This is a genomic window from Polynucleobacter sp. 71A-WALBACH, from assembly GCF_018882365.1.
GTDB lineage: Bacteria > Pseudomonadota > Gammaproteobacteria > Burkholderiales > Burkholderiaceae > Polynucleobacter.
In genome coordinates this window covers 49,755-76,350 of the sequence record NZ_JACVOP010000002.1, presented here as the reverse complement: position 1 = coordinate 76,350, position 26,596 = coordinate 49,755, and the positions used below count along the sequence as shown (strand labels likewise).

General features: G+C 44.7%; 33 protein-coding genes. 8 read left to right on the top strand and 25 right to left on the bottom strand.

Annotation, left to right across the window (positions count from 1 at the left end; translation table 11 throughout):
- Window positions 1–11 precede the first annotated feature (11 nt).
- From ICN42_RS07950 to ICN42_RS07930, 5 genes are read right to left on the bottom strand one after another with little or no spacing between them, the layout of a single operon-like run.
- On the bottom strand, window positions 12–1,538 hold the full coding sequence (locus tag ICN42_RS07950; protein ID WP_216253189.1) for a cryptochrome/photolyase family protein: 1,527 nt from the start codon (window positions 1,536–1,538) through the stop codon (window positions 12–14).
- Between the two features lie 50 nt (window positions 1,539–1,588).
- On the bottom strand, window positions 1,589–2,143 hold the full coding sequence (locus tag ICN42_RS07945) for a DUF3833 domain-containing protein (protein ID WP_216253187.1): 555 nt from the start codon (window positions 2,141–2,143) through the stop codon (window positions 1,589–1,591).
- Window positions 2,144–2,692 (bottom strand): chalcone isomerase family protein, encoded by a 549-nt coding sequence (locus tag ICN42_RS07940; RefSeq protein WP_216253185.1) that lies wholly within the window; start codon window positions 2,690–2,692, stop codon window positions 2,144–2,146.
- A 4-nt stretch (window positions 2,693–2,696) separates the two neighbouring features.
- The gene (locus ICN42_RS07935; RefSeq protein ID WP_216253183.1) at window positions 2,697–3,083 is read right to left on the bottom strand and encodes a thiol-disulfide oxidoreductase DCC family protein; all 387 of its coding nucleotides are present in this window, start codon (window positions 3,081–3,083) and stop codon (window positions 2,697–2,699) included.
- Window positions 3,084–3,088: 5 nt separating this feature from the next.
- Window positions 3,089–3,358, bottom strand: a complete 270-nt coding sequence (locus tag ICN42_RS07930; protein WP_216253181.1) for a TIGR03643 family protein — start codon at window positions 3,356–3,358, stop codon at window positions 3,089–3,091.
- A 59-nt stretch (window positions 3,359–3,417) separates the two neighbouring features.
- On the opposite strand from ICN42_RS07930, the gene ICN42_RS07925 reads away from it, so the two are divergent.
- The 4 genes from ICN42_RS07925 to ICN42_RS07910 are packed head-to-tail and all read left to right on the top strand — an operon-like array spanning window position 3,418 to window position 5,131.
- A complete protein-coding gene (locus ICN42_RS07925; RefSeq protein WP_216253697.1) occupies window positions 3,418–4,113 on the top strand; it encodes an SDR family NAD(P)-dependent oxidoreductase in 696 nt (231 codons plus the stop codon).
- Complete coding sequence (locus ICN42_RS12040) at window positions 4,019–4,462, top strand: histidine phosphatase family protein (protein WP_370626020.1); 444 nt, start codon at window positions 4,019–4,021, stop codon at window positions 4,460–4,462. Before ICN42_RS07925 ends, ICN42_RS12040 begins: the two co-directional genes overlap by 95 nt.
- A gap of 34 nt (window positions 4,463–4,496) precedes the next feature.
- Complete coding sequence (locus tag ICN42_RS12035; RefSeq protein ID WP_216253171.1) at window positions 4,497–4,706, top strand: hypothetical protein; 210 nt, start codon at window positions 4,497–4,499, stop codon at window positions 4,704–4,706.
- 44 nt (window positions 4,707–4,750) lie between these two features.
- Window positions 4,751–5,131: a DUF2237 family protein gene (locus ICN42_RS07910; protein WP_216253169.1), complete on the top strand. Its 381-nt coding sequence runs from the start codon at window positions 4,751–4,753 to the stop codon at window positions 5,129–5,131.
- Here ICN42_RS07910 and ICN42_RS07905 read toward each other — a convergent pair.
- Together ICN42_RS07905 and ICN42_RS07900 are read right to left on the bottom strand one after the other, a co-directional pair.
- Window positions 5,113–6,363, bottom strand: a complete 1,251-nt coding sequence (locus ICN42_RS07905) for a DASH family cryptochrome (protein WP_216253167.1) — start codon at window positions 6,361–6,363, stop codon at window positions 5,113–5,115. The two genes, ICN42_RS07910 and ICN42_RS07905, sit on opposite strands and share 19 nt — an antisense overlap.
- Window positions 6,364–6,549 carry a DUF2256 domain-containing protein gene (locus ICN42_RS07900; RefSeq protein WP_216253165.1) on the bottom strand — a complete coding sequence of 62 codons (186 nt, stop codon included), beginning with the start codon at window positions 6,547–6,549 and terminating at the stop codon, window positions 6,364–6,366. It lies immediately after the preceding gene.
- A 56-nt stretch (window positions 6,550–6,605) separates the two neighbouring features.
- Here ICN42_RS07900 and ICN42_RS07895 point away from each other — a divergent pair, with 56 nt between their 5' ends.
- On the top strand, window positions 6,606–7,508 hold the full coding sequence (locus ICN42_RS07895; protein ID WP_216253163.1) for a histone deacetylase: 903 nt from the start codon (window positions 6,606–6,608) through the stop codon (window positions 7,506–7,508).
- Between the two features lies 1 nt (window position 7,509).
- On the opposite strand, the gene ICN42_RS07890 is transcribed toward ICN42_RS07895, so the two are convergent.
- Complete coding sequence (locus ICN42_RS07890; protein WP_216253161.1) at window positions 7,510–8,133, bottom strand: hypothetical protein; 624 nt, start codon at window positions 8,131–8,133, stop codon at window positions 7,510–7,512.
- A gap of 170 nt (window positions 8,134–8,303) precedes the next feature.
- Here ICN42_RS07890 and ICN42_RS07885 point away from each other — a divergent pair, with 170 nt between their 5' ends.
- Window positions 8,304–9,206, top strand: coding sequence for a transporter (locus ICN42_RS07885; protein ID WP_216253159.1), 903 nt, complete (start codon window positions 8,304–8,306; stop codon window positions 9,204–9,206).
- A 47-nt stretch (window positions 9,207–9,253) separates the two neighbouring features.
- On the opposite strand, the gene ICN42_RS07880 is transcribed toward ICN42_RS07885, so the two are convergent.
- From ICN42_RS07880 to ICN42_RS07840, 9 genes are all read right to left on the bottom strand, one after another.
- A complete protein-coding gene (locus ICN42_RS07880; protein WP_216253156.1) occupies window positions 9,254–9,721 on the bottom strand; it encodes a potassium channel family protein in 468 nt (155 codons plus the stop codon).
- Window positions 9,722–9,757: 36 nt separating this feature from the next.
- Window positions 9,758–10,162 carry a translational machinery protein gene (locus ICN42_RS07875; RefSeq protein WP_216253154.1) on the bottom strand — a complete coding sequence of 135 codons (405 nt, stop codon included), beginning with the start codon at window positions 10,160–10,162 and terminating at the stop codon, window positions 9,758–9,760.
- Between the two features lie 56 nt (window positions 10,163–10,218).
- A complete protein-coding gene (locus ICN42_RS07870; RefSeq protein WP_216253151.1) occupies window positions 10,219–10,485 on the bottom strand; it encodes a DUF1488 family protein in 267 nt (88 codons plus the stop codon).
- A gap of 95 nt (window positions 10,486–10,580) precedes the next feature.
- Window positions 10,581–11,393: a hypothetical protein gene (locus ICN42_RS07865; RefSeq protein ID WP_216253149.1), complete on the bottom strand. Its 813-nt coding sequence runs from the start codon at window positions 11,391–11,393 to the stop codon at window positions 10,581–10,583.
- Window positions 11,378–11,695: a cupin domain-containing protein gene (locus tag ICN42_RS07860; RefSeq protein ID WP_216253147.1), complete on the bottom strand. Its 318-nt coding sequence runs from the start codon at window positions 11,693–11,695 to the stop codon at window positions 11,378–11,380. Before ICN42_RS07860 ends, ICN42_RS07865 begins: the two co-directional genes overlap by 16 nt.
- 10 nt (window positions 11,696–11,705) lie before the next feature.
- Window positions 11,706–12,098 carry a VOC family protein gene (locus tag ICN42_RS07855; RefSeq protein WP_216253145.1) on the bottom strand — a complete coding sequence of 131 codons (393 nt, stop codon included), beginning with the start codon at window positions 12,096–12,098 and terminating at the stop codon, window positions 11,706–11,708.
- Between the two features lie 18 nt (window positions 12,099–12,116).
- Window positions 12,117–13,103: a tripartite tricarboxylate transporter substrate binding protein gene (locus ICN42_RS07850; RefSeq protein WP_216253143.1), complete on the bottom strand. Its 987-nt coding sequence runs from the start codon at window positions 13,101–13,103 to the stop codon at window positions 12,117–12,119.
- A gap of 31 nt (window positions 13,104–13,134) precedes the next feature.
- Window positions 13,135–14,061, bottom strand: coding sequence for a hydroxymethylglutaryl-CoA lyase (locus ICN42_RS07845; protein WP_216253141.1), 927 nt, complete (start codon window positions 14,059–14,061; stop codon window positions 13,135–13,137).
- Window positions 14,062–14,090: 29 nt separating this feature from the next.
- Window positions 14,091–15,284 (bottom strand): CaiB/BaiF CoA-transferase family protein, encoded by a 1,194-nt coding sequence (locus tag ICN42_RS07840; protein ID WP_216253139.1) that lies wholly within the window; start codon window positions 15,282–15,284, stop codon window positions 14,091–14,093.
- A 112-nt stretch (window positions 15,285–15,396) separates the two neighbouring features.
- On the opposite strand from ICN42_RS07840, the gene ICN42_RS07835 reads away from it, so the two are divergent.
- Complete coding sequence (locus ICN42_RS07835) at window positions 15,397–16,311, top strand: LysR family transcriptional regulator (RefSeq protein WP_216253137.1); 915 nt, start codon at window positions 15,397–15,399, stop codon at window positions 16,309–16,311.
- Window positions 16,312–16,374: 63 nt separating this feature from the next.
- On the opposite strand, the gene ICN42_RS07830 is transcribed toward ICN42_RS07835, so the two are convergent.
- From ICN42_RS07830 to ICN42_RS07815, 4 genes are all read right to left on the bottom strand, one after another.
- Window positions 16,375–18,081 (bottom strand): amidohydrolase, encoded by a 1,707-nt coding sequence (locus ICN42_RS07830; protein ID WP_216253135.1) that lies wholly within the window; start codon window positions 18,079–18,081, stop codon window positions 16,375–16,377.
- A gap of 25 nt (window positions 18,082–18,106) precedes the next feature.
- Window positions 18,107–18,985: a hypothetical protein gene (locus tag ICN42_RS07825; protein WP_216253133.1), complete on the bottom strand. Its 879-nt coding sequence runs from the start codon at window positions 18,983–18,985 to the stop codon at window positions 18,107–18,109.
- A gap of 19 nt (window positions 18,986–19,004) precedes the next feature.
- Window positions 19,005–19,805 carry a hypothetical protein gene (locus tag ICN42_RS07820; RefSeq protein WP_216253131.1) on the bottom strand — a complete coding sequence of 267 codons (801 nt, stop codon included), beginning with the start codon at window positions 19,803–19,805 and terminating at the stop codon, window positions 19,005–19,007.
- Between the two features lie 427 nt (window positions 19,806–20,232).
- Window positions 20,233–21,342, bottom strand: a complete 1,110-nt coding sequence (locus ICN42_RS07815; protein WP_216253130.1) for a linear amide C-N hydrolase — start codon at window positions 21,340–21,342, stop codon at window positions 20,233–20,235.
- Window positions 21,343–21,571: 229 nt separating this feature from the next.
- Here ICN42_RS07815 and ICN42_RS07810 point away from each other — a divergent pair, with 229 nt between their 5' ends.
- Window positions 21,572–23,299, top strand: a complete 1,728-nt coding sequence (locus ICN42_RS07810; RefSeq protein WP_216253128.1) for an amidohydrolase — start codon at window positions 21,572–21,574, stop codon at window positions 23,297–23,299.
- Between the two features lie 47 nt (window positions 23,300–23,346).
- Here ICN42_RS07810 and ICN42_RS07805 read toward each other — a convergent pair whose 3' ends face one another.
- The 4 genes from ICN42_RS07805 to ICN42_RS07790 all read right to left on the bottom strand — a co-directional run bounded on the left by ICN42_RS07805 (window position 23,347) and on the right by ICN42_RS07790 (window position 26,578).
- Window positions 23,347–24,000, bottom strand: coding sequence for a cupin domain-containing protein (locus ICN42_RS07805; protein WP_216253126.1), 654 nt, complete (start codon window positions 23,998–24,000; stop codon window positions 23,347–23,349).
- 287 nt (window positions 24,001–24,287) lie between these two features.
- Entirely contained in the window at window positions 24,288–24,686 is a 399-nt protein-coding gene (locus tag ICN42_RS07800) for a BLUF domain-containing protein (protein ID WP_216253124.1), read from the bottom strand.
- A 219-nt stretch (window positions 24,687–24,905) separates the two neighbouring features.
- A complete protein-coding gene (locus ICN42_RS07795) occupies window positions 24,906–25,508 on the bottom strand; it encodes a nitroreductase family protein (RefSeq protein ID WP_216253122.1) in 603 nt (200 codons plus the stop codon).
- 203 nt (window positions 25,509–25,711) lie between these two features.
- Complete coding sequence (locus ICN42_RS07790) at window positions 25,712–26,578, bottom strand: TauD/TfdA family dioxygenase (RefSeq protein WP_216253120.1); 867 nt, start codon at window positions 26,576–26,578, stop codon at window positions 25,712–25,714.
- Window positions 26,579–26,596 lie beyond the last annotated feature (18 nt).

The window sequence follows — 26,596 nt, the reverse complement described above, 5'->3', positions numbered from 1 at the left end:
GCAATGAGTTGCTACAAAGAGCTTAAATCGCCTAGCAGCCCTTTTGCATGAACCTGGATAGCCTGCTGATCTGAATCGCTAATTCTGGATAAATTGGCGGTCATCAAGCGGGTTCGTGGACTTGCCTCAAATTGCTTACGGTGCTTAATTAAGAAGTTCCAATACAAATTAGTCATTGGGCAGGCTCCCTCCCCAAATCGGATATCAGGCTTGTATTGGCAAGAGCTGCAATAGTTACTCATTCTCTTGATATAAGCACCGCTGGCAATATAAGGTTTACTAGTAAAACGACCACCACTCGCAAATAAGGCCATACCCGCGGTATTCGGAAGCTCTACCCATTCAATCGCATCAACATAAATAGCCAAATACCAATCACACGCTTCTTTTGGTAGGATTTCTGCGAGTAAGGCAAAGTTGCCAGTCACCATGAGACGCTGAATATGATGCGCATAACCATATTGCAGTGTTTGTCCTATCGCCTCTTGCATGCACTTCATTTTTGTCTTACCCGTCCAATACCAGGCGGGCAATGAATTCTGGTGATCGTAGAAATTATCGAGCGCCATTTGTGGCATGTCGAGGTAATACATCCCTCGCACAAATTCTCGCCAACCTAAGATTTGACGTATGAAGCCCTCCACAGTGGCCATTTCTAAGTTATCTTTTTTCCAAGCAACGATTACCGCGTTTACGACCTCTCTGGGATTAAGCAACTTTAGATTAAGTGCGCTCGACAGCAAGGAGTGCCAACCAAATGGCGTATCAGTCCACATCGCATCTTCATAAATACCAAAGCTTGCTAGACGATGTTCGATAAACCCATTCAGGGCTTGAAGTGCCTGCTCGCGGGTAACTGGCCACTGAAAATGCGCAAGCGATCCAGGGTGCTCGGGGTAATACTCCTCTACCTCAGCCAAAACGGTTTTGGTAATGAGATCTGGTTCAAACATTTCTGGAGGTGGTATTAAGCCGGGGCCTTTCTTTGGAAAGGGCTTGCGATTATCTCGATCAAAGTTCCATTGCCCGCCCTCGGGGTTACCGTCCTGATCGATCAAGATCCGATGCGTTTTACGCATGAGTCTGTAGAAGTATTCCAGTCGCAACTCTTTTTTATTAGCGACCCACTCTTTAAACTCTTCATGAGTACAGTAAAAATGAGTGTCCTGCTTCATCTCTAGAACAATATTGAGCTCTAAGGCCAATGCTTCAATGGATTTCTTGAGACGCCATTCCCCCGGCTCTACACATACGAGATGGGTAAATTTTCCATCAATAATTTTGCTACCGAGTTCCTCAACAATAGTCTTAGGAGAATGCCGAATATAGGTGAGAGGAAAACCTAGGCCTTGGAGATGATCGGCAAAATGGCGCATTGCGGACAAAAATAAAGCGATCCGCGCTTTATGGGACCAGACATGCTGTGCTTCAGCGACTGATTCAACCATCAAGACTTCATCCAACTTCGAATTGACATCTTTCAAAGCGGCGCTATCAACATCAAGCTGATCGCCCAAAATGAGTATGAGCTTTTTCAAACCAGCATTCCTTGCTGACGGAACAATATAGAAGCTGGATGGGTCATCAATTAGCGCTTATAGAAACTTAAAGTTACTTCACCTAAATCAATGCCAAATTTACTCATCTTGGCCTTGTTGAGCATAACCTTAGAAGTCACCAAGTACATCCAATCATTAAATTGCACCTGATAAATCGTGCCATCTACGGGTAAGGCTAAGGTGTAAGTCCAATTCAGCGCATTACCCGCTGATTCGCCCAGCGCATCCCCGACCACATCATCCGCCCTGCCAATATATTTACCGGGAGCCGTTTCTGTCAAAGTCCAAATACGCTTTTGCTTAATGCCGTCAGAATACTCAAAGCTTTCATCGAGAGTACCCACTTTTTTACCATCAATCACTTTCCACTGCGCTACCAAAAGTACGGTAAAGCGTTTTTTCACTTCACCACTACGGTCAGTAAAGATCCCATAAGCATCTATCGTGCCGTTAAAGTATTCACTCAGATCTAGATTTGGTTTCTCATTAGCGTACTGCGTTACCGAAGGTGACGAGCAGGCAAATAGCCCCGTCATTACTAGACCTACGGCCAAACATTTTGCAGCAATATAAGCTCTGCGCATTTAACATGCTCCTGAAATAAGTGGTGGCGGACAACCCTGTCCCAATAAATCTGCCCTCAGTTTTGGGGCACTTGTTTTTGCATCTAACCAAATACCAAAAAAAGCTTTAGCAAAATCAGCCCCCTGAATTTGAGATATTTTCTTGCCTTCATAAAAGAAAATAGTGCCCTGCTTAGGGATGTAGATGGCAGCGATAGTCTGGCCAGGCTCAACATTGGGAAGTATGTTTATCAACTCTTTACCCCAAGCTGCTGCTTGAGCATCGGCCACCCCTAAATTTTTCATTTCTTCAGCAGTGCGGTTCGCGATGGCCTCGCCCGATAAAGATCTCTGATACTTCAGTTCAAGAGCAAACTCCTGTGAGTCCTTAGTCGCGCCGCGATATAGATTGGCATCGTAAACATGAAATCCCCAAAAGTTCAGTCTGCCCAGGCCTTGTAACTGGGTTTGCCCCATCATACTTTTGATATGCGGGGGTTCCTTAGCGAAGCTGATGGGAGCTAATGCACTGAAGGCTAAAGTAACCGCCAATATACGGGGGAGCCTCATATCCTTAACCCTTTCTGTTCACTAATCGCAGCGCAAGGGGGCCGAGTAAAGCCGAAATCGCATGTCGGTGTTTTGCGAAGAAGCGATAACCAACATTCCAGAAAGGCGTGAGTGATGGCCTAGAAAAAAGCCATGCAAGTTTCGGAAGGTTTGCTCGACTGTAGGCGGCTGAAAAGACCTCAACCCCTTCAATGAGTTCACCGTCATCGTATTGCGCGCACATAGAAGCCAAGGCTTGATCGCAAGAGACGCCCACGCGCTCAGGAGAATAGTGGGTCGAATTAATATCGACAAAACTGAGCAAGCCCTTTTGATTGCGCCCAGAAAGAAATTGGATTTCTGCCTGACATAAGGGGCAAAGGCCGTCATAAAACATGGTCAGCTTTTTCATGATGCTTATTTGTGCTTGTATTGAGTTGCGCAATAAGCACGGTCGACCAACTTACTGCGTAGGGCGACGTGCTTGGTTGCCCTGCCAGTGACTCGCTTACGCCATAGCTCAAAAGAATTGCGTTTGAGCTCTTTTCTCATCAACGCTATTACCTGGGGTTCGGAATACCCAAAAGTAGCCTCAATAGCATCAAAAGGGGTGCGATCCTCCCATGCCATCTCAATCAACCTTGAGATATCGGCTTCTGATAGGGCTTGAGGTAGGCGCGTCGTCATCAAGCAAGTTTAAGACTTATTCAATAAACTGGCTGAGACCTGATTCACTACCCCTATTGATGCCATTAACCCCCAAACCCCTCCGCGCACTAGTGATTGGTTCCTCAGGAACTATCGGCTCTGCCTTTATAGACTTACTGGAAAATCATCCTGGGTGCTCAGAGGTAGTAGGCATTCATCGAAACTCTGCCCATCCGATGGATTATCAAGATCTCAGTACGATTGAAGAGGCGGCCAAGCCCCTCTTAAGAGGGGCACCCTTTCAACTCATCATTAACACCATCGGGATATTGCATTCCGCTGATTGGATGCCAGAGAAAAAACTGGATGACCTGAATCCAGCACAACTTCAAACGCTCATGCAGATCAATGCAATAGGCCCCGGTCTGACCATTAAACATTTTTCTAAACTGCTAGATCCAGCAGGATCTGTCATGGCAACGCTCTCAGCCAAAGTAGGTAGCATTGAGGACAATCGCCTCGGAGGCTGGTATAGCTACCGCGCTTCTAAAGCTGCTCTCAATATGATTATTAAGACTGCTGCCATTGAGCTTGCGCGTACCAAACCTAACGTTGCTCTCATTGCACTACACCCTGGAACCGTGAATTCTCGATTATCACAACCTTTTAAAGGCCAGCAAATTGGTCGAGCCCCGCTTGATGCCGCGCAAGATATGCTCAATGTATTGCTCTCACTGGATAAAGAAGACTCGGGCACATTTATTAGCTACTCCGGTGAGCGTTTGCCTTGGTAGGCCAAATATTGTTATGAAATTACGCCCATCTTTTTTTCTAGTAATTTTTCTCCTTCTTTTTTGTCAGGGCAAATTTGCTTTAGCGCAGAGTGAGTTAGCCAGTAAATTGAATGATGGGATGCATGTTCTATTGATGCGGCATGCTGATGCGCCTGGCTATGGCGATCCTCAGAACTACCAAATCAGCCAATGCTCAACACAACGAAATCTTGGAGACTCGGGACGAAAACAAGCTAAGCGCATTGGTGAGTGGCTTGCAAATCAAGAAATTCAGCAGGCAAAAATCTACAGTAGTCCTTGGTGTCGATGTGTGGATACGGCCACCCTGCTTAATAGGGGGGGCGGTTAAAAAAGAGGCGTCTTTAGGTTCATTTTTTGATGATATGAGCCAGGCAAAAAGGCAAACCGATGAGCTAACAAAATTGATTGCAGCTGAGCGTAGGCAATATCCAAATATGTCAATCATCATGGTGACCCATCACGTCAATATTCAGTCCTATGTTGGCATGGTCGTCAATTCCGGTGATATGGTTTTGGTCAAAGTAGACTCTGCCGGGAAACCTTTATCTTTCAAGGTATATCCAAGCCCTTAACCCTATTCTATTTTTTACATCCCCTTTTAATAAAAAGACTATTTATGCAAGATGACATTACCTTAAATGTATTAGGCCAACCTCTGGTGCCCTGCTCCTTTGAACCTTTAACAGGATTTTTTCGCGATGGTTGCTGCAAAACCAATGAGGAAGATGCTGGTAGTCATTTGGTATGCGCCATCGTTACAAATGACTTTTTGCAATTTAGCCTCAAAAGAGGGAATGATCTCATTACTCCACGACCCGAGTATCAGTTTCCAGGTTTGTTAGCAGGTGACCAGTGGTGCCTTTGCATCAACCGTTGGATTGAGGCCTTGGAGGCGAACTGCGCCCCGACGATTCAACTGGAAAGTACGCATGCTAAGGCGCTGGAGAAAGTATCAATGGAGTTGCTATTGCAATATTCTCAAAGCCACAGCCTTTGATATTCTCCTCGAGGATCGTGATCTTGAGCCTGTTTGGCGATATTAAAACGCCTACCACCCCTAGGATCAGTTCCCCGGCCAGCTAAATAAAGCCAGTTACCTTGATTGCTATAGACGTCATAGTCAATGAGTTGAGATTCAAACCAAGCGGCGCCTAAGTGCCAATCGCCCTGTAAATCATAGATCCAATAACTGGCAACAATCTGACGCATTCGATTCGATAGGTATCCAGTCTTGAGTAGCTCTCGCATTCCAGCATCCACTAATAACTCACCAGTGCTGCCAGTTCGCCAATGATCAAATTGTTGGGAGTGACCTTGCACAAGAGAAGTCTCGGTCAAGCCTTTCTCTTGATAAAGTCGTCTGCCATACTTCAAGTGCAGGAATCGAAAATAATCTCGCCAGAGAAGTTCAAACCAAAGCCAGTAAGTGCCGTCATTAGCGCCATGGCACCGCTCATACTCAGCTAACTCCGCAGCGATCGTCCTCGCAGAAAGACAGCCTAGGGCCAACCAAGGAGAAAACTTACTTGAGTAGTCTTTTCCAATGAGTTGATTGCGCGTTTCTTTATAACTGTCGGGTAGTCGTCTTGCTAAATATTGCTTTAAGTGGGCAGAGGCATTGCGCTCACCACCTAAGAAGCCATGGGCCGATGAAGTTACTTGCCTATCAACTGCTCGCGGCAGAGCATCTGAGCACAATGGCAGTGGTGGAATACTCATTGGTGCGGCAACTGGAATAGAAAACTTCAAACCAGCACGTTCTATCTCCTTACGAAACTGGGTAAACATATCTGGCATGTCTTGAGCGGTAAAAGGCAGACTTTCTAGCGTTAACATGCTCGACTGCCAGAATTCTTTAAGCAGAATCCCCCGCTCCTGAATCTGTTGACTCTGGTACATCTCTTCTGGAGCCTCAACGCGCTCACAATAAACCACATCCGCACAAGCAGTTTTAGCTAGTTGTGCCAACACCTCCGCAGGCTCGCCGTCATATTCCGCTAAATCAGACCCTAGATCACGCAACTGCATTCTCAAGTCATCCAATGACTCCCGCAGAAATGCGTGGCGATGGCGATCCTCTCTCGGGAAGCCTAAGGCATGAAGAGATTGCGCCCGTGGGAGATGGATATATATAGGCAGTAAGTGGCTAGCGTTAAGACAGGCTTCTACTAAGGCAGGGTTGTCTGCAAGTCTTAAATCATTTCTAAACCAGTAAATCAAGGTAGTCACTTACTTCACTCCAGGCGTTGATGAGGATGACTTATTGAGTCGGCAGGCATCAGAGCAATACTTGATGGACTCCCAATTTTTAGCCCAAGATTTACGCCAAGTCATTTCCCTGCCACAAGTTACACATAACTTGCTCGGCAAAAAGGATTTATTACCTTTGAATCCGGATTTCTCTGACTTACCCACACCTACCTATTCAAAAACGAATAGACTTATCAACATACTCAAAAAATGAGATCGCTTTGAAAGCCTTTTACGCAGATCACTATGTTTTACCACTTCCCGCCGGACATCGCTTTCCGATGGAAAAGTACAGAAAATTACGCGACTTGGTATCGCAATTAGATGGCGTACAACTTGAGAATGCACCCACTATCACTGACACTCAAATACTCTATGCACATGATCCGAGTTATCTGATTAAAGTCTTACAGGGCACCCTTAGCCCGCAAGAGCAACAAGAAATTGGCTTTCCATGGAGTATGCAAATGGTAGAGCGCTCTCGAAGGTCTGCGGGTGCTACTCTAGCTGCAGCTAAATCCGCGCTCACTGAAGGAGTAGCAGCGAACTTAGCCGGAGGCACCCATCATGCCTATCGTAATAAAGGCAGTGGATTCTGTGTCTTCAATGACTCTGCCATTGCGGCCAGGGCAATCCAAAAAGAAATTAACTCTCAGCTGAAGATTGCCATTATTGATCTTGATGTTCACCAAGGTAATGGCACTGCTTCCATCTTAGAAAATGACCCCACGGTGTTCACTCTATCAATACACGGAGAAAATAACTTTCCTTTTACTAAAGAAGTAAGTGATCTGGATATTGGTTTGCCAGATGAAACAAGGGATGAGGCCTATTTAGCCGCCCTTCACAAAGGCCTGGAAATATTAGATGCGCGCTTTAAGCCTAACTTGATCATTTACTTGGCGGGCGCCGATCCACATGAAGGGGATCGCTTAGGGAAACTCAGCATCAACAAAGATGGAATGCGCCAGCGTGACGAATACGTTTTTCAATATGGCCTAGATCGACAAATTCTGATCGCGTTCAGCATGGCAGGCGGCTACGGCAAAGAAATTGAATCGACCGTGGATATTCACTTTCAAACCATTCAAACCGCACTGCACTATCAACAACAATTTTCCTAAATTATTTGGTCTTCGATGGCAAAGCATCTAAAGTTTTCGCATCATTCAGCTGCCGATCAACCAAGTAGAGTGTTCCGCCATAGTTGGCTTGCAGATCGTAGCCAGATAAACCAACCGTATAGATTGAAATGTAGGGATTAAAAGAGCGGACGGTTCCGCCAGAGCCTGCAGAAAAATTGGCATCGACATCCATGCCACCGTGCTGTCCATCAATAGAAGTTAACAAGAACTGATCAATTGCATCCGTATTCTTGAAGATGATGATCTGATACTGCTGCTGATAGCCCGCACCAACTCCCTCACCTGTCTTCATGGCTTCCATAAAAACGGGCTCAGATCGGCGCTTATCAAATAGCACCCCCTCACCTCTAGCAAGAACTAATAAAACAACATTGACGTTAGTCGTATTAAAAACAGCATATCCAGGAGCAGCCTCTATCTCCTTTTTCATTGCTGGATTTTGTTTAACGAAAGCTGCCAAACCCGTTTTCGACATCGCAAGAGTAGCTTGTCGTTTCTGAAGAATTTCTTGCTCTGACAGAGGCTTTCCATCGCTCCCAGTCGACTGGCAAGCCGCCAAAATCAATGCGCAAAGGACAATGGACAATCTTGAAAAAAAGGACATGAAAACCTCGAATGAAAAAAATAAGCCTAGTAAAGTGCATTGGGCCCAAGTAACTGGGTATAGAAATCCCATTTTATATGGTTTAGGAGATCATTACGGGTAAGCGCTGATGGTAAACACCTAACAAAGTCATCGCCTTTATACCAAGCTATAGATAAAATACGAGCGCTATGCATCGCATTCAAATCACGCCTCTCCTAATTTTTCTTTTGACACCTTTCATGGCGTGGGCAATCGATTTGCAGCCTAACGATATTGTTGCCCCTCCACCCGATAAAAATGTCATTACGATTAGCTACTTCAATACTGAAAACTCTACGCTTTATAACAACGGTTCTGTTGGCATCACCAGACCAAAAAGCTTGTACACAAATCCAGTAATAGATACTCAACTAACAATTTTGCGTGGCGCTACAACTTATTTGCTTGGCGAACTTCCCGCCGTCTCCTATGTACAGTTGCCCTATGGAACAGTAAGCCCTGCAGGATCCCTTTCCGCCCAATCAAGTGATAACGGAATCGGCGATCTCACTCTAGCAACGGCAATTTGGCCCTATCACAACAAAGCCACTAGAACCTACGTTGGATTAGCAGGCTATCTTATTAGCCCTACTGGGAATTACTCTAGCCAAAGAGCATTTAACCTCAGTGAGAACCGCTTTAGAACCGATGTACAGTTAGGCTTTCAGGCACCGATTACCGATAGTGTCGATGGGATGATCGCAGTAGATACGATGTGGTTTGGTGGCAATAGTCAGTGCGCAACTGCATGTGGACTCACTTCAAATGGTTCATTGACACAGAAACCCCTCACGACCACTCAGCTTGGACCAATCTATCGCATTAATCAAATCTTCACTGTAGGCGCTGCGTACTTCTATGTGGCAGGTGGTGCGACTTCGATCAACAACAACTACATGAATAATGTGACGAACACCCAGCGATTTTTATTGAGCAGTCAAGCGTATACACCGATTGGCAGAATCTCACTGCAATATGGACGCGATATGGAAATTAAGAATGGGTTTGTACAGACCCGAGTATTGGCACTGCGTTTAATGAAAGATTTTTAGACTTCACCTATATACAGGCAGCTTAACTCCAGTCAATTTTGCGCCATCTACTTAAATTGCTTTGTCTGATTAGTTTTATAGACAGTCCAGTACTTCTGCATTTCTATAAATAAGAATGATGCGGACCAGGTAATAAGAATCAGCCCCGTCAAAGCCTCAACTCCAGTCAAATAACGTAGATACCCCTGGGCAACTATCTCACCGTAACCTACGGTAGTAAAAGTAATAAATGACAAATAGGCGCAATCGAGCAAGATGCCATGGCCAGACAACTCACCTACAAGATTCCCCATCGCAGGAAATTGCAGGGTGGCATAGTAGCCTAACGCAAAGACCCAGATCTCGAAAACATGAGCAAGAAATATTGCGCCAACACCCAAGAGCACTTTGAATCGAGGGGCAATGTGAGCCACTTTAGGCAGGTTTTTATCTAACTGAAAAAGCACTTCATAGTGAAACAGGATCACGATGAGCGCCAACAAACCGTTGGCCAAGAAAGCAGTAATGAGCAGCATCGGTAAATTATCCCCCATTTTCAGGGGGATTCATCATCAGCCGGTAATAACGGTATCGCCTTTTAAACCATCTACTTTGGCAAAGTATTTTTTAGCGTAAGCCAATAACTGTCCATCACTAGGATGGTCAACAGTTTCAATACCCACCACTTTGTCAGCGGTCTCATGGTCATGCTTAGTCGCATGCTTCATGAGTTCTAATTTTGCAGATCCTGGCCCAACAATCAAAATCTCCTTCGATTCTTTTACCGCCTGAATCACTTCGTGCAAATAGTGCTGATCTGGCGCAGCTTGTGCACCACTAACAGAACCACTTTTGTGATGAATATTTTTATGAGTAGATCTAGTCTTGATCACTTCACTCTCACTTGCTGTGGGATTGAAATAAATTACGCGCGCTTCTTGATGGTCAATCCAAATTACTGAGTGATTAAATGACATATTTTCTCTTTCTATTTAAAAAACGGGATACTAAAACAATAACTAATAACTAATAACTAATCCAAAATTAGATCATGGCTAAATAAGTGGACGGCGCCATCAGTGGCATGTCCATTCAAAATCTTTTGCTCGGCTATCGAAAGCAACTTTAATTGATGAGTTTTAAACAATTGCAGGGCATTTGTTTCTACACCTTCGGGATCCAAGTCCTGCAAGGCCTCATAACTAAAACTGCATTTGAGAGGTTTGCCATCAAGCATCGCTGGATAGGAGACATCGCCATTATCTAAAACTGATGCGGGACCAACAAATTTAAGCTTCATGGGGGCTCACTTTATTAAAAATAATCGAACAATCTCATCAGTTTGAACCCAATAGGCAAAGTGTACTTGATACATATCAAATTCTTTACCCTTAACTAGCGCGCATCTAGTTTTCTCTGTGCTAGAAAGTTCTGAGTAGTTCTAGCCAAATGAATTTCATGAGTCTTGGCTAGGGCTACAGACCGCCTGAGGAGATCCTCTGCTGAGGTATTCAGACTCGATCCATTGCTCACGAATAAAATTTGGTTCATCCGATCGTCCTCCACCACCAATACGGATGGATACTGAAAAACTCGATCAATTCTCTCTTGATAGATCTGATTAAGGCCTGCCGCACCAGAAAAGTTAATTACCAACACACCATCAGGCTTTAAGCAGGCTAAGCAACTAGCGTAGAAATCCTCGCTGCAAAGTTGAGCCGCTTGTCCCAACTTGGTATAGCCATCTACTAGCAATACATCAAATTTTTCTTCTGTGTCTCGCAAATAAGCCGCACCATCGGCCTCTAAAACTTTAAAGTGGGCACTATTTTCCGGGACATGGAACTTATCTTTGAGCGCAATGACCTTGGAGTTATTCTCCAATACCAAGATACATGCGCCTGGTAAGTAATGGTGACAGTATTTAGCAAGCGAACCCCCTCCCAAGCCAATCATCGCGATCTTTTTTGGATCAGCATGAAACAGTAGAAACCCCATCATAGTCTCGGTATAGTTGACTACTAAACGTATGGGAGCTTGCATGTCCATCAAGCTTTGAGTGGACTCACTATCAAAATATAGCGCCTTGAACTTCTTGCTTTCGATGATATAGGGCTCGCCCTCAGTACCGTCAAATTTTTGCTTGAGCTTTGATAACCCCTCTTTTAAAAGTTGTATGCCCGTAGGAGTATTTACGGACTTAAGCAATCATGGCTCGATGTCGGTTGATCGTCTTTGGATACGTTTTTTCTGCTTGCCCAGTATTGAACACCTTTATTTCCATATCTCTCAGTATGGACTTCATTAGCTAGCAAGTGAAATACGTCGCCCGCAATATAGACAGACTTAACACCATCAACTACTAAATCAATTTGTCCTGAAACTACCAAAGCCTTTACCTCAAAGGGATGCGTATGAGTATCTAAAAATCCTCCAGCCTCACGCTCTACTAACGTAGGTTCAGGAAATTCATCGGCAATCAGTAATTTGAGAAATTGGTCTTGAGTCATTTAAGGAATCTTAGATCAGCTCACTAATTTCAATTAAGTTTTGATCTGGGTCTCTCACATACACTGAATTGATTTTAGAGGTAGCACCAGTTCGAATAATGGGGCCTTCAACAATGGGCCAATTCTCTTTACCCAGCTTTTCGATAACCTGTACTAGCGGCCTATCAGCAATAAAACATAAATCCAGGGATCCCGGGGTCGGAATGTCGGCCTTAGGCTCAAATTCCTTACCCTTGATATGTAAATTGATTTTCTGGTTACCAAATTGAAATGCCTTGCGCTCAACTGGTGGAGTTCCCCCAATAAAACTCTCTAACCTCATTCCCAAAACTCGGGTGTAAAAATCAATGCACTCACTTTCACGTGCTGTCGTTAAAACAAGGTGGTCCAAGTGATCAATCATGCTTAAGCACTTCCTATCTTAGTCAGCTTCAATTTTTGCGGCTTTCACGACTGAGGTCCATCTGGTGTTTTCACTTTTAATAAACTCATCCAATTGCTTCGGGTTCATATACACCGCTTCAGCACCCATCTCCACAGCCTTTTGCTTGAATGCTGGCGTAGACATTACCTTAGCGATTTCAGTAGTGAGCTGATTCACAATTGAGGCTGGGGTATTGACTGGAGCAAAAACCGCAAACCATGACGTGGCATCCAATTTCGGTAAACCCGCTTCGGCAGCTGTAGGAACATCAGGCAAGCTCTGTAAACGCTTCTTACCGGTAGTTGCAAGTGCGCGTAATTTACCGGTTTGGATATGAGGGATAAATGGTGGAGGCGTTCCAAAGGTCAGATCAACCTGCCCACCCAATAAGTCGGCTAATGCCGGCCCCGTGCCCTTGTAAGGTACATGGGTCATTTTGATACCAGCCTGCTGCTCTAACATTGCGCCAGTCACATGTTGCAATGAGCCGTTGCCTGATGATGCGTAATTCAATTTACCTGGGTTGGCTTTTGCGTATGCAATCAGGTCATTCATCGTCTTGAAGGGCAAGTCCGCGCGTATCACCACAATTTGTGGCGCCGAGATGACATTCGCAACTGGTTGAAAATCTTTCAGTTCCCAAGGTAATGGGTTCTTGCTCACTAAAGGCGTAATGACGTGATAGCCTGAATACTGGACTAATAAAGTGTAGCCGTCAGGATCAGCCTTTTTTACGGCAGCAGCAGCAATCGCTCCGGACGCACCAGCTTTATTCTCAACCACAATGGTTTGACCCAATGCAGTGCCAAGGGGTTGAGCCAATACCCTTGCCGTGAAATCGGTCGTACCACCCGGTGCAGAAGAAGCAATAAATGTAATTGGCCGATTGGGATACTTTCCAGAATCTTGACTGTAACTAGAAATAGATACCTGGCTTAAGAGGATCAAGATCAGTAAATTGATCTTAGAAAAATAGGTGCGCATGAGGCTAACTTTCAATTTAGGTTAAAGCAATTTAACGCAATTCATCCACATAAGCTGGGGCAGGATGTAAGTCACACGTACTTCCAGCCTTTGCAACTTGCCCAGGCACGGGATGCCCAACAATCAAGGGCAACTCACGAGCTATGCCCAGTAATTTAGGGATATCGATGCCTGTATCGTACCCCATCGCATCCAGCATATGAATAGCATCCTCACTGGAGATATTGCCGCTGGCACCAGGTGCGTAGGGACACCCTCCCAATCCGCCAAGGGAGCCATCAAACCGAGTAATACCTGACTGCACTGCCGCAAGCACATTTGCCAATCCCATTCCGCGCGTATTGTGAAAATGGAAGGTCAACTGTAAATTAGAAAATTTCTTTTGCAAATCATTTGCCATAGTCGCAACCTGGGCAGGATGCGCCATTCCAGTTGTATCGCAAATGGTAACGCCGCGTACCCCCAAGTCTGCAAAGCGTTGGACGAAGCCCTCCACTACGCTTTGTGGCACATCACCTTCCATAGGGCAACCAAAAGCAGTTGAAAGAGAAACGTTGATAGGAGTTCTACCATTGACATACTGAATCACCTCAGCCAAACCAGAAAAACTTTTTTCTCGACCCATACGTAAATTAGCCAGGTTATGCGTTTCTGATGTGGACATGACGAGATTAAATTCATCTGCACAGGATTCGAAGGCACGCTCCGCCCCACGTAAATTCGGCACTAAGACGGTGTATTCAACACCAGGTAGGCGTTTAATTCTACCCATCACCTCTTCTGCATCGCGTAGCATTGGAATGGCTTTGGGTGATGTAAAGGAAGTCACCTCAATCTTGGCAAACCCACACTGGCTCAGCTCATCTACCAGCTTAACCTTGTCATCTGTAGGAATGAAATTAGGCTCAATTTGAAATCCGTCTCTGGTCACAACATCATTGAAATAAATTCTAGTCATAAGATTAAATCGCTTAGTTAGGTTAGTGATTATTTGGTAAAGGCAATACCGCGTTCTTTTAAAGATGCTACCTGCGCCTCTGTTAATCCGATACTTTGTAGAATTTCATCGGTATTTTCGCCAATATCGGGAGCCAAAGTTTTAATGGAGCCAGGTGTACGAGAGAGTTTTGGAAGCACGCTTGGAACATCCAATGTCGTCCCATCGCGCATCTGAATACTTTCGATATTGCCACGCGCCTTGTAATGGGGGTCATTGGCAATATCAGCTATGGTATAAATTTTTCCAGCAGGAACTGCTACAGAATCCAGTAACTGCAGGGCTTGATCCGTCGTCATTGTTTGAGCCCAAGCACCAATTGCCTGATCTAACTCTGCAACACGCGCTACCCTGCCATCATTGTTTTCAAGCGCGGGGTCATTAGCTAAATCCGCTCTGCCAATCATATTCATCAGACGCTTAAAGATACTATCGCCATTACCAGCAATCAATACATAACCGCCATCAGCACAAAGATATGCGTTGCTTGGGGCAATGCCTGGCAAAGCACTGCCACCGGCTTGTCGAACTTCTCCGAAAGCGCTGTACTCAGGTAGCAAGCTTTCCATACAATTAAAGACCGCTTCATACAAAGCGATATCAATTACCTGACCCATACCACTCTGATGGCGCTCCTGTAAGGCCAATAAAATTCCGATCACACCATGCAAAGACGCCAAGGTGTCACCGATACTAATGCCAACACGCACTGGAACTCTACCCGGCTCGGCTGTTAAATGTCGCAAACCACCCATCGCTTCAGCAACAACACCGAACCCTGGCTTATCTCGATAAGGGCCTGTTTGACCATAGCCACTAATTCTTAAAATGATGAGCTTGGGATTGAGCTCTAGAAGTCTCTCTGGATCAAGCCCCCACCCCTCTAGAGTGCCTGGTCGAAAATTCTCGATCAGTACATCCGCTTCCTTGATTAAGGTACGAACAATTTCTTGAGCTTCAGCCTGTCTTAAATCTAGTGAGAGGGATCGCTTATTGCGCGACTGCACCTGCCACCATACTGAAGTGCCATCTTTTAGTAGACGCCATTTACGTAAAGCATCCCCTACCTTTGGAGGCTCGATCTTGATCACATCAGCACCAAAATCTGCCAGCGTTTTAGCGGCAAACGGGCCAGCAATTAATTGCCCCATTTCGATAACTTTTAACTTGGCTAACGGCTCCATCTTTATCCTTAAATCAGCTTTTTTATTAAATTACGCCTTTTTGGCCTGCTTGAGAATTGCTATGAATCGAGAATGCCTTCTCATTTTGCGAAGGCATGGATAAAATACCTCCATGAAAACCTTGCTAAACCCAGCCAGAATCGACTTTGTTACCCTTAAACTCTTTTGTGCAGTTGCGAAATCGGGAAGCATTACCAAGGGTGCAAATGAATGCAGCTTGGCATTATCGGCAGCTAGTCGACGCATCTCAGAATTAGAGGAAACCGTGGGGCTTTCCCTATTAAATAGATCCGCAAAGGGCGTTACCCTCACTCACGCTGGCCATGCGGTCATGCAGCATGCATTGCGACTCTTTCAGGGTTTTGAGCAATTTAGCAATGAATTGGGTGAATACTCCAAGGGCTATACAGGTCATGTCCGCCTGTGGGCCAATATGTCGGCCCTCACGGAATTTTTACCTGCTGCTCTGGCTCAATTTCTTAAAGATCATGTTGAGATCCAGGTGGAGGTGGAGGAACAGATCAGCGGGGATATTGTCAAAGCTCTGCTTGATGGGATTGCTGACATCGGTGTATTTGCTGAAGGAGCACCCACTACAGGCCTTGATACTCAAGTTATTGGCAACGACAAGCTCGTCATTGCCTGCAGTAAATCCCATCCGCTTAGCAAAAGAAAGCGAGCCTCTTTTGAGGAGTGCCTCGAGTACGACTTTGTTGGCCTAAATCGAGGCAGCTCCCTCTTAGAGCTCACCTCGAGGAGCGCAGAAAAACTAGGTAAGCAAATGAGACTGCGTATTCAGGTACGTAGTTACGATGCCATGTGTCAAATGATTGCCGTAAATTTGGGGGTTGGTGTGCTGCCATTGCAAGCCTGCATTGCACAAATAAAGGCCATGGATCTTCAGATTGTTGCCTTAGATGATTCTTGGGCAAAGCGAAATCTATTGCTAGCTATCAAGTCTGACTCCACCTTATCTCCGTCGGCAAAATTACTCCGTGAGCACTTAATCAATCAGTGTGCAACCTAAAATTCAACCCAAAAAATACCAACTCGCAAGTTGGTATTTTTTAAGCACTAAGATATATAAACTTTATTGCCAGCTTTGCTTCTTACCATCTACCCAAGTTTCTTTAACCTTGATATTACGAATTTGATCTACTGGTGTTTTACGGGGATTCGACTCTAACACCACAAAGTCTGCTAGCTTGCCAACTTCCAGACTGCCGACCTTATCATCAGACATTAGCTCATATGCCGCATTGATCGTAACTGCACGAATAGCATCATCCACAGTAACTCGCTCGTCAGGGCCCAATACTTTACGTGGCGGCTTTTGCCAGAGACGTCCAGCACCCTCGGAGATGTAATTCAAAGGACTTACATTTGAAACTGGAGAATCGCTATGGTAAGCAAAGCGTCCGCCAGCCTTTTTAAAGTCCGCAGAGGGATCAATGCGATTAGCGCGCTCTGGGCCGACAAGGTGATCATGAAACGCCTCACCCCAATAATCTACGTGACCTATAGTGAAGCCTGGAGTCACACCTAATTTGACTGCTTTTGCAACTTGATCCGGCCTATTGATTGTGAAATGTTCAATACGTAAACGGCGTACCTGCGGGTTAGGATTTCCAGCTAGTAATTTTTCATAATTACCCAGTGTTTGATCAAGTGCGCGATCACCGTTCGCATGAACAGCCAGTTGCCAACCTTGATCGAAATAGAGTTTCATTTGCTGATAGATCTCATCAGTACCGTAATCTAAATTACCGCGACTCTTGGTATCTTTTGGATAGATATAAGGATCATTTAACGCGGCAGTCAATCCCTGTGTGGAGCCATCGGAAATAAACTTCACGCCTACAAAGCGTAAACGATCATTGCCCTCATTTGGCTTTAAACCAGCATACCCCGCAGGAATTGCTGGTCCATACAGGTAAGCGCGAATACGGATCGGCAAATCATCATTAGCCGCCATGCCTTGCAACAGCTTGACTTCACCTTCTAATGGGGAGTTGAATCCAACTGTAATTTCCGTTGCCGTGGTCACGCCAGCCGCCGCAATCATTTGAGTAGTTTGCTTAATTGCCTTGACCAAATCTGCCGTAGGCGGAGTTGGCATCTTAGCCATAAATGGCGTAAACGACGGTGGCTCGATTAATTTACCCGTTAACTTTCCCTGAGCATCCTTAACGTATACACCCCCGCCCGATGCATTAGGAGTACTGTCAGTAACTCCAGCTATTTCAAGTGCCTTATGGTTTACATAGCCAATATGGCCCGATTGGTTGATGATAAAAATGGGGACTGCAGTTGAAACCTTGTCTAAATCATCGGCTGTTAATTCGGCCATGAATGGCGTAGTGCGTGAAGGGTCAACTCCAAATCCAAATAACCACCCACCTTGAGGTACTGTCTTTAGATGCGCCTTCATTTTTGCACCTAAAGTTTCTTTGGTGTCATAGGGCAAGGTGAAGTTGGAAAGATTTAAGCCCAGCACTTCACTCATCGCAGTGCCGATGATATGAATATGGGGCTCTACAAAACCAGGCATCAAAGTTTGACCTTTAAGATCAATAACCTTAGTGCCATCGGATTGCCACTCCTTAGTTACGGCATCTTTAGTGCCAACCGCAACGATCTTGCCGTTTTGTACTGCTAATGCTTGTACTTGTTCATTTTTTGGATTGACCGTCAAGATCGGGCCACCATAAAAAATGGTGTCAGCATTTCCTTTAGCAAAAACAAGGGTGCATTGAGCGATCAATAATGCAGAAAGTAGTTTTGGTGCAAATTTCATCTTCAGATCCTTGTATCAGAATTTATTACTTCAGAATGACTACAGTAGCCGTAGCACGAGCGCCCCAGCCAGATGGACCACCGGGGGTATTACTCACGTAATACATTGGGCCCGCCCCAAAGGAGATAGGCACCCCATCAAACACCATTAATTTTGATGCTCCCACATAAAGGGGGTTTGACGTGCGGTGTACGTCATAGTTGTATTGGGCTTCCATATTGACTGTATAAGTCCAAGCCTCTTTCGTGGTGTAAGCCACGAAAGGTTGGCCATACAAGTTATTTTGCGTACCGAAGGTCGGATTGCCACCCACGTTCCAGGACTGGTAAGCCAAGGCTCCATACGTCCAAGGGCCATCTCGATTAAGCACGACACCAGTAAGACCTGCACCAGTTTGTTGAGAGCCAAATTTTCCGCTATTGCCAGAAGGTGATTGGGCATAAGGCCCAACACCCCAAATCCAAGAAGAGTTGGTATTAGGCGCATAAAAAGATTCAATCGTCACACTAGCAATGCCGTAACCGGAGAATGGCTGGCCAGTAGCTCCTTGAACACTGACCTCCCTCACGCCTGCGACGATTGGACGAAGAATAAATACATCGCCTCCCCCCAAATTAAATGGTGCAACCGGCTGAAATAAGAGACTTTGCTCTGAGCCACCCTGGTTTTTACCTAAGCCACGGCTGAACTCATATTGAAATGGTACCGAGATCATATTGGCAATAGGATTAGCCAATTTTTTTGCAATATCAACTGCATCAACCGATTTGCTAGGGGTCGTAACTACACCTGACTTTTCAGCATCAGCAGTCATAGTACGCGTGGCAGTCTCCTGGGAAAATGAAAGGCCTATAGATGCCGTTGATAGCAGCGCAATCGCAACGATTTTCAAGGCTATGTTCATAAAAAAATTTTAGTGGCAATTAGAACTTAAAGGTCACGGCCACTTGGGGGCCTAGCATGGTAGTTTTTTGTAGTACGCCACCATCCTTCATATCGTAGTAGAGCGCGCGATAAGTCAATGAGGCATCGATCAAACTACCAAATGTTTTACCCACACCAGCCATCGCCTGCCACGTTAGGTTGGTAGTGCCACCACCGCTACCAATATCCCCGTAGAAAGGTACATACCAAGTTGAGTCTGCAATGCGATAGCGGCCTTTTGCGCCAACGATTGGATCTACAGTAGAAGTAGTCTTTGAAACAGATGCCTTATCCGACGTCCCGACAATATTCAGATTGACTGTAGCCGTTGCATAGATCGCACGCACGCCAAATAAAGCATCCACATAGGCATCTTTATTATTGGCAACAGTGTAAGTAGCAACGCCAGTTAAAACTGTTTGCTGAAGAGTTATCCTATCAGCGATATTCGCAGGACCATTCGGCGTGGCAACTGTAGATGAAGCTGAATTCTGTAAAGTAGCCGAAACTAGATCGCCCATCACACCCCAATTACCCTTATGCGCCTCAGCTGAAATCATTCCACCTGACTTGAGATTGCTAATGACATTGCTAGAAGTAAAGTCCGCTGACTTAGCAAGCCCATTATTCAACCCAAGGGTACCTTTAATCCCAGGAGCCCAAAGATAGGGCGTCACTTCAAAGCGCCATGCATCAGACACACTAGGGATTGGGCTAGGGTCAGCATCTGCGTGCGCAGAACCCATAAAGACAAATAATGCTGAGGCCGATAAAAACGCTAAAAGTATTTTCTTGTTCATAAAAGTGCTATTAAGTTTATGTTGGTAGGAATTTAAGTGGAATGGTTCAATTTTTAGAATCTAAAAGCTTGCTCGATAAATTGATTTCTTGCATCAAAATCCCAAAAGTAGCCTGCGGTACTGAGTTTTGAAAAAGCAATGTCTAGGACTGAGATAGGCAATATGTAGCTCACTCATTTAGCCCAACCAACCCACAGTAAAATTTGAGCCAAATATCTGATTTAATTAACAAAAGAATTGTAATCTACGGCATTAGACTGCCGAAGCATCATAAACCCTAATACGATCTAAAAATTAGGGATAAATTGGGGTAGCTAGCGATTTAACCCTCAAGCCAAGCTATTGGCATAGGTGGCGATCCGACAATGGAAATGAAAAGCCCCCATCATTACTGATGAGGGCTAAGTGAGCGATGAGTCTTAAAAAATTAGTTCAATTGAATTGTTGATAAAGGTTTATCCCATTTAATGTATTTAATTTCTTTTGCATTGACGTCAATCTTCTTTAGATCGAAAGAATAGATGTTGGTTGTTTCAAACATCTTTAGGTTATAGATCATATTTTTATTGTCAGCCACAACCGACCACTCAGTAATTTCAATACCGCCAGCGCCGCCTCCATAGGCATTAGTAGCAGGCAAACTAATTGCACCAGGGGGAATATCAAAGCTACCTAAGATATGCCAGGCAGTATTGTTTTGCTGTAGAGTGGAATATGTTGTCGGTACAGACTTAGTCAAAAATAATGCGCGAATGAAGCGGCTAGGACTTAGGTAATCACCAGGCAACCCATGCAGACCGCTACCAGAGCTTGGAGGTGCGTAAGTGGCACCATTAATTACCATTGGATTTTTCTCGACATTGGTGAGGTTTGCATAATTGCCAATATTATTAAGCTGATCCCTAAATGCTGGATCATTGGTCATCACACCAGTAGGATTATCGGTAATTACCAGCTCGCCCTTGAGGTACTCAATGACGATACTCTTGCCTTTAGCATCATGCAAAGTCATGCGGACTGGTGCGGACTGATTGTTATAGGCGGGAATCGTCGAGCGATTGATTTTGATTTTCTGAAATCCCGCTTTAACTTCATCAACAGTAGCAAAATTGGTTAAGGCAAACATGAGCATCTGAATGGAGGCAATGCTATTTGCGGAATCTGCTGGCGATACAACTTGATACACAGCGGTATTAGGTGCATTTAGCAGACCACCAACCAAACCTTTTTCGTTCATGCCATCTACCAGAACCGGCATACCTAAACCATTCATACCGGCAGTAGCGTACTTCGTGGTCCAATTCAAACCAGTGCCTGGCTTACCGTCCACACCAACTCCAGGGACCTGTAAATTTCGAGGCACTATCGTTAACTGAGACTTCAGCGGCAAACCAAACTCCATCGTGCGGCCATATACAAAGCCGCCATCATTGCCTTTCAGTAAGAAGCTAGTACAAGCATGGCTTGCAATTGGCGCCATTGCCAAGGTCAAAGACAGGGATGCTGCCATCATTCTTCTAATGATTTGTTGATTCATTTGCGTTCTTTCATGAAGTTACGGTGAAATTTTTTGGCAATAGCTACAAAGACTACATTTCAATTTACTTGGAAGATCTTACCAATCCTGACCAAATAAAGCACTAAATTAGGAGGATAAGGCGCTGACCATGTGATAGAGCATAAAAATAGGATCTACAAGGAGATATACGATAGTATTTAAATGTCCTAATCATTCTTTATAAATATTTTCCTAGGGGGATGCCATCATGCCAAGGCGATTAAAATATTTGCTACTGAGTTCCCTGGCGATCTCCTCATTTCTGCCTTGCCTTACCCCTACTATTTATGCCAAAGAGCAAGCCGACATCGTCTTCATTAATGGCCAGATTGAAACACTAAATCATCGGCAACCAACAGCGAATGCTGTCGCAGTAAAGAATGAGAAATTTATTGCCGTAGGATCTGATCAAAAAATCAAATCTTTCGTGGGGCCAAATACGAAGGTCGTCAATCTCAATCAACAATTAGCAGTGCCTGGTTTTGTAGATGCGCATACCCATCCAATGGAGACCATTTGGCTTAAAGAGGTTTGGGTAGATGCTCGCTATCCAGTTACTCCATCGGTAAAGCAAGCATTACTCAATATTGCCGCCCGTGTTCAATCAACACCTAGAGACCAGTGGATTTATGTTGCAGGCGTTTCAGCCAGTGAAAATAAGTTTTCTGAAAAGCGTCTGCCAACAAAAGCCGAGTTAGATCAAGTAGCACCAAACAATCCTGTCATCATGGCTAATGGTGCGCATATGGCAATTGCCAATAGCGCCGCCCTAGCAAAGATGGGTGTGAAGAAAGGGATCACCAGACTTCCTCATGGTGCTGGCGTTCTAGCGGATAAGGATGGCGAACCTAACGGTGTCATCACCGATGGCATGGGGGATATCCCAGGCAGCCCCACCCCACAAGAAATCGCTCGTTACTATGCAAGTGATATTGCCAAGTTTTGGAACTCGTATGGCTTCACCTCAGTGATGGCAATTACCCCCGCTGCAGCGATACCAGTGATGCAAAGTGTCTCTCTGAGCACCCCCACTCCCAATATTCGATATACGGCATCAGTCTGGGCAGCCCCAAACGGCGCCGGTATGCCCAAAGACTTAAGCGTCTTTGAAATGCCCGCTAAAGCAAATTCCGCCTACTATCGCTTCAGCGCCATCAAAGCTTGGGTTGATGGTGAGAATGATTGCCGGACTGGCTATATGTATGAGCCCTATGTTGGCATCATGGATACAGACCCACCAGGAGGTAAAGGTACTCTTGTAACCGATCAAACTTTAGCTAATCAATTTGCTAAATTAGCCAATCAGAATAAGAAAGTAAGTATGTTGCATTGCTCTGGCGATGCAGCGGTCGATATCGGTTTAAATGCTTACGAATCTTTATCCAAAAATCAAAGTGCAAACACTATTAAACGCATTGAGCACTTTGGCATGTTTCAACTCAGTCCAGAGCAACTAAAAAGAGGGCAGGCGCTCAAGAAGAATAACTTCCATTTTTCTGTGCAACCAATCTGGCTCTTAGAACTGGTCAATGCTGATTATGAAAATATGGGAGTAGCACGAGCAAAAACGGGTTATCAATTTAAGACTCTCATTAATGCGGGTCTAGAGCCCGCCGCTAGCACGGACATGACCGGCATTTATCTTGGAAACATTGATCCTTTTAAGGCGATATATGCAATGGTCACGAGACAATCAGACATGGGTATCTTTGAGCCTCAAGAGGCGATCTCTGTTCGAGATGCGTTAAGAATGTGGACAATCTGGCCGGCAAAAGCGATTGGCGAAGAAAACAATAAAGGCAGCATTGAGACTGGAAAATATGCCGACATGACCGTACTCTCCCAAAACATCTTTCAGATACCCAAGGACAACCTGAAAGATGTTAAAGCAGTCAAAACTATTGTTGGTGGCAGAGAGGTTTACACATCGAACTAGGCATCACTAGATTCAAAAGAAATGCATCGATCATTTTCCGAGCTGAGTTAGCTTAGCAGGTGCCCAGTCTTCACAAAGATAGTGCAACCTTCTTTACTAAAGGGCTGATGCAAGCTCATATGGGGGCTTCTAATCCATGAGCCAGCAGGATAGCGCCCATGCTCATCCTCAAATACACCTTCAACCACAAAGATTTCTTCGCCACCATAATGTTTATGTGGGTTGAAATACGTTTGGGGCGCCCATCGAACCAAGGTTGATCCACTGCCCTGCTGCATCAGTGGCATCACATTGAGGCCGGGCACCATCCCTTGATACCAGGGAGCGAGTTTTGTATTGATGATTTCTCGCTTTACTTGATCCGCGCCAAGATGGCGGAGCTTCACAAAAAGCGTGCAGCCAGCTTTACTGAACGGCGCATGAGAAGACCCAGGCGGATTCATGATGTATGTGCCAGCAGGATAGTCGCCAGTTTCATCACTAAACACCCCTTCGAGCACTAATATCTCCTCACCAAATTCATGGGTATGAGTCTGGAAGTGAGAATCAGGCTGATAACGAACGATAGAAGTGGCTTTTGCTACCTCGTCACCAATACGTTCAAGCATACGCCTCTCAACGCCTGCTTCAGGGCTCGGTACCCACGGTAAGTCATGGTGATTAATCACGACTCTCTCACTGTAATCAGAATTGATATTCATTTCTTGCATTCAGATATTTAAAAAGATAACGAAGCATAGCAAGCAATTTGAATGGGTGCTTAGAAGACAAAACTCCCCATCATTACTGATGAGAACACCCATCCTGTATGTAAGCGCTCGTACAGTGAAATATCACCTATTTTGAGATGCACTCTCTCGATACATTACTTTCGCAATCAAAGTATTTATAGGAATTGATCAAAATTCCATATTGCTTCGCGATAGTTTTTAAATAATTGATGTATGCCGCTTTAGGCAATAATTTTGGTGCAAGCGCAGCAAAAGTATTAATTGGTATCCCTTAATGCAATTAGTAAGGGATGGCCTACTGGGAAATCCACACTCTCAATCGCAGCACTCACCTCTGGCAGAGATTTAGTAATCTCTTCGTTTCCCTGGAAAACCATAGTCCATTTACTGAAGCTGCGCTCTGTGATGGGCTTGATCTCGATTAAGCGAACATTTTTATGGCGCGCATCTTTTTGAATTTTTTTCCATAAGGACTCAATATCTTTTTCTAGCCCCTCAATTACCTGACCGAACTTATTATTCTCATAAATGAGTGCACCGGTAATGCCTAGAGACTGGTTATTGGAATACGAGTGATATAAGATTCGCATTAAGCCCAAGAAAGACATATTTTGGGCTGGTTCACTTACATAAGTTAATTCAATGAGCTTGGACATTCGCCAATACTAGAGAGCTTACAGCCCAATTACTCTAGGCACATACCCCACACTGGCACCTAAAGCAGTCCTCAAAAAAGCAAAACCCCCACCATTTCTGATGAGGGCTTGATTTTTTAGACATCCCATCACGAATTTAGACCAAGATCTAGGACATTAGGAATGCTCGTCTTATTAAGTTAGGTATGTAGCTGCTGATTAATTTTAAAAGGGTATCGTTTAGAAATGGTTTTCAACGATCATCTCTGATTTAGGGATAAATCCTGGCTTTGGCCATGCCGGTTTAATCCCCTTACCAATCACCAACATGGCTGCAATCGCATAGTCTTTTGGCAAATGGATCAGCTCAGCCACCTTATCAAAATCAAACCCCACCATTGGGCATGAGTCATAGCCCATCGCCTTTGCAGATAACATCATGGTTTGAAGCATGATTCCAGCAGAACGCATTGCTTCATCTCTTTGTAGCTGCTCTTTTCCCGAATAAAAAGGGTTAATCCAAGGAACCAAAATATCTTGAGCTTCTTTAGGAGCATTCGTCCAATATCTAGCAGGATCTTTTTCCCATGCCTTGATATCAACAGTTACTACAAACAATAATGATCCATCAGTCACTTGAGCTTGATCAAAAGCAGCTTCACGTAACTTCACACTTAAGGCCTTATCAGTGACATTCACTAAACGCCAGTGCTGAATATTAAAAGAAGATGGCGATTGTATTGCCAGGTCCAGCAATTCATCGGTCTCTTGCTTGGTAAATTGATGTTGAGGGTCAAAATGCTTTACAGCCCTACGTTCACGAATTGCGTCAAATGTATTCATTAATTTCTTTGGTGGGATTTAAAAGTCGATCATAAGGCAATTTTCCAAAACAAGCGGCAACCCTCTCAAAATGAATTAATGGATACTTCAAGTGACGCTTAAAAGTCAAAAACCCTACTAGTTCTGATGAGGACCTAAACCTCGCGCGTAGGGATTATGAGAGGAGGCATCAGTAACAAAGGAGCTAATCCTCTAGAGATCAACTAGTTGCGCGGAATATCCAAAGTAGTCACTCGAGTTAACTCCCTCTTGTAAGCTATGTCATCAAATGGACGGGCTCTATGCATAGTGGTGCGGTTATCCCAAATTACCAGATCTCCTAGAGTCCATTCGTGATAATGAACAAACTGTGGCTGCGTTGCATGCTCCATTAAATCCTTGAGTAATAAGCGACCTTCAGGTACCGGCCACTCCACTACATGGTCAGCATGAGAAGCCAAATACAGGGCTTTGCGCGTAGAACCTGCAATCATTTTTACTAATGGTTGGGTTGCTCCTGGAAGCTTAGCCTTTTCTTCTTCAGCAAAATCAAATCCCATCGTATGTCGTGAATACACAATTGAATGAAATACATGTAAATCAGCAATAGTTTTTTTAGTTTCCTCATCCAATTCGTCATAAGCTGCACGCATATCAGCAAATTCAGTATCAGCACGCACAGGCGGAATATTGCGGGCATAGAGCATTGAATAACGCCCAGCCGGGTCTACGAATGACGCATCGGTATGCCAAATGCGATTACTAATATTATTCATCCGACGTCGATCATTCGCCGCCATAATGTCGCCGTCTTGGGTCACATTGGAAATATCGGTTAATGCATCATTCCCAAATCGATTCTTTCCAACAGCTGAATTAGAGGTTTTAGAATGCAACTCACCGTCAAGGCGTTGAGCAAAATCAAGTTGATCCTGATGCGAGAAATTCTGGCCTTTGAATACCAAGACACCATATTCCGTCATTCCTTTTCGGAGTACCTCAAGCGTGGCCTCATCGCTTACTTCACGTAAATCCATCGCACTAACCTCAGCCATAAAGGTGGGGTGTAACTTCTTAAAGGTAATAGGCACGTTTTGTCTCACTAATAT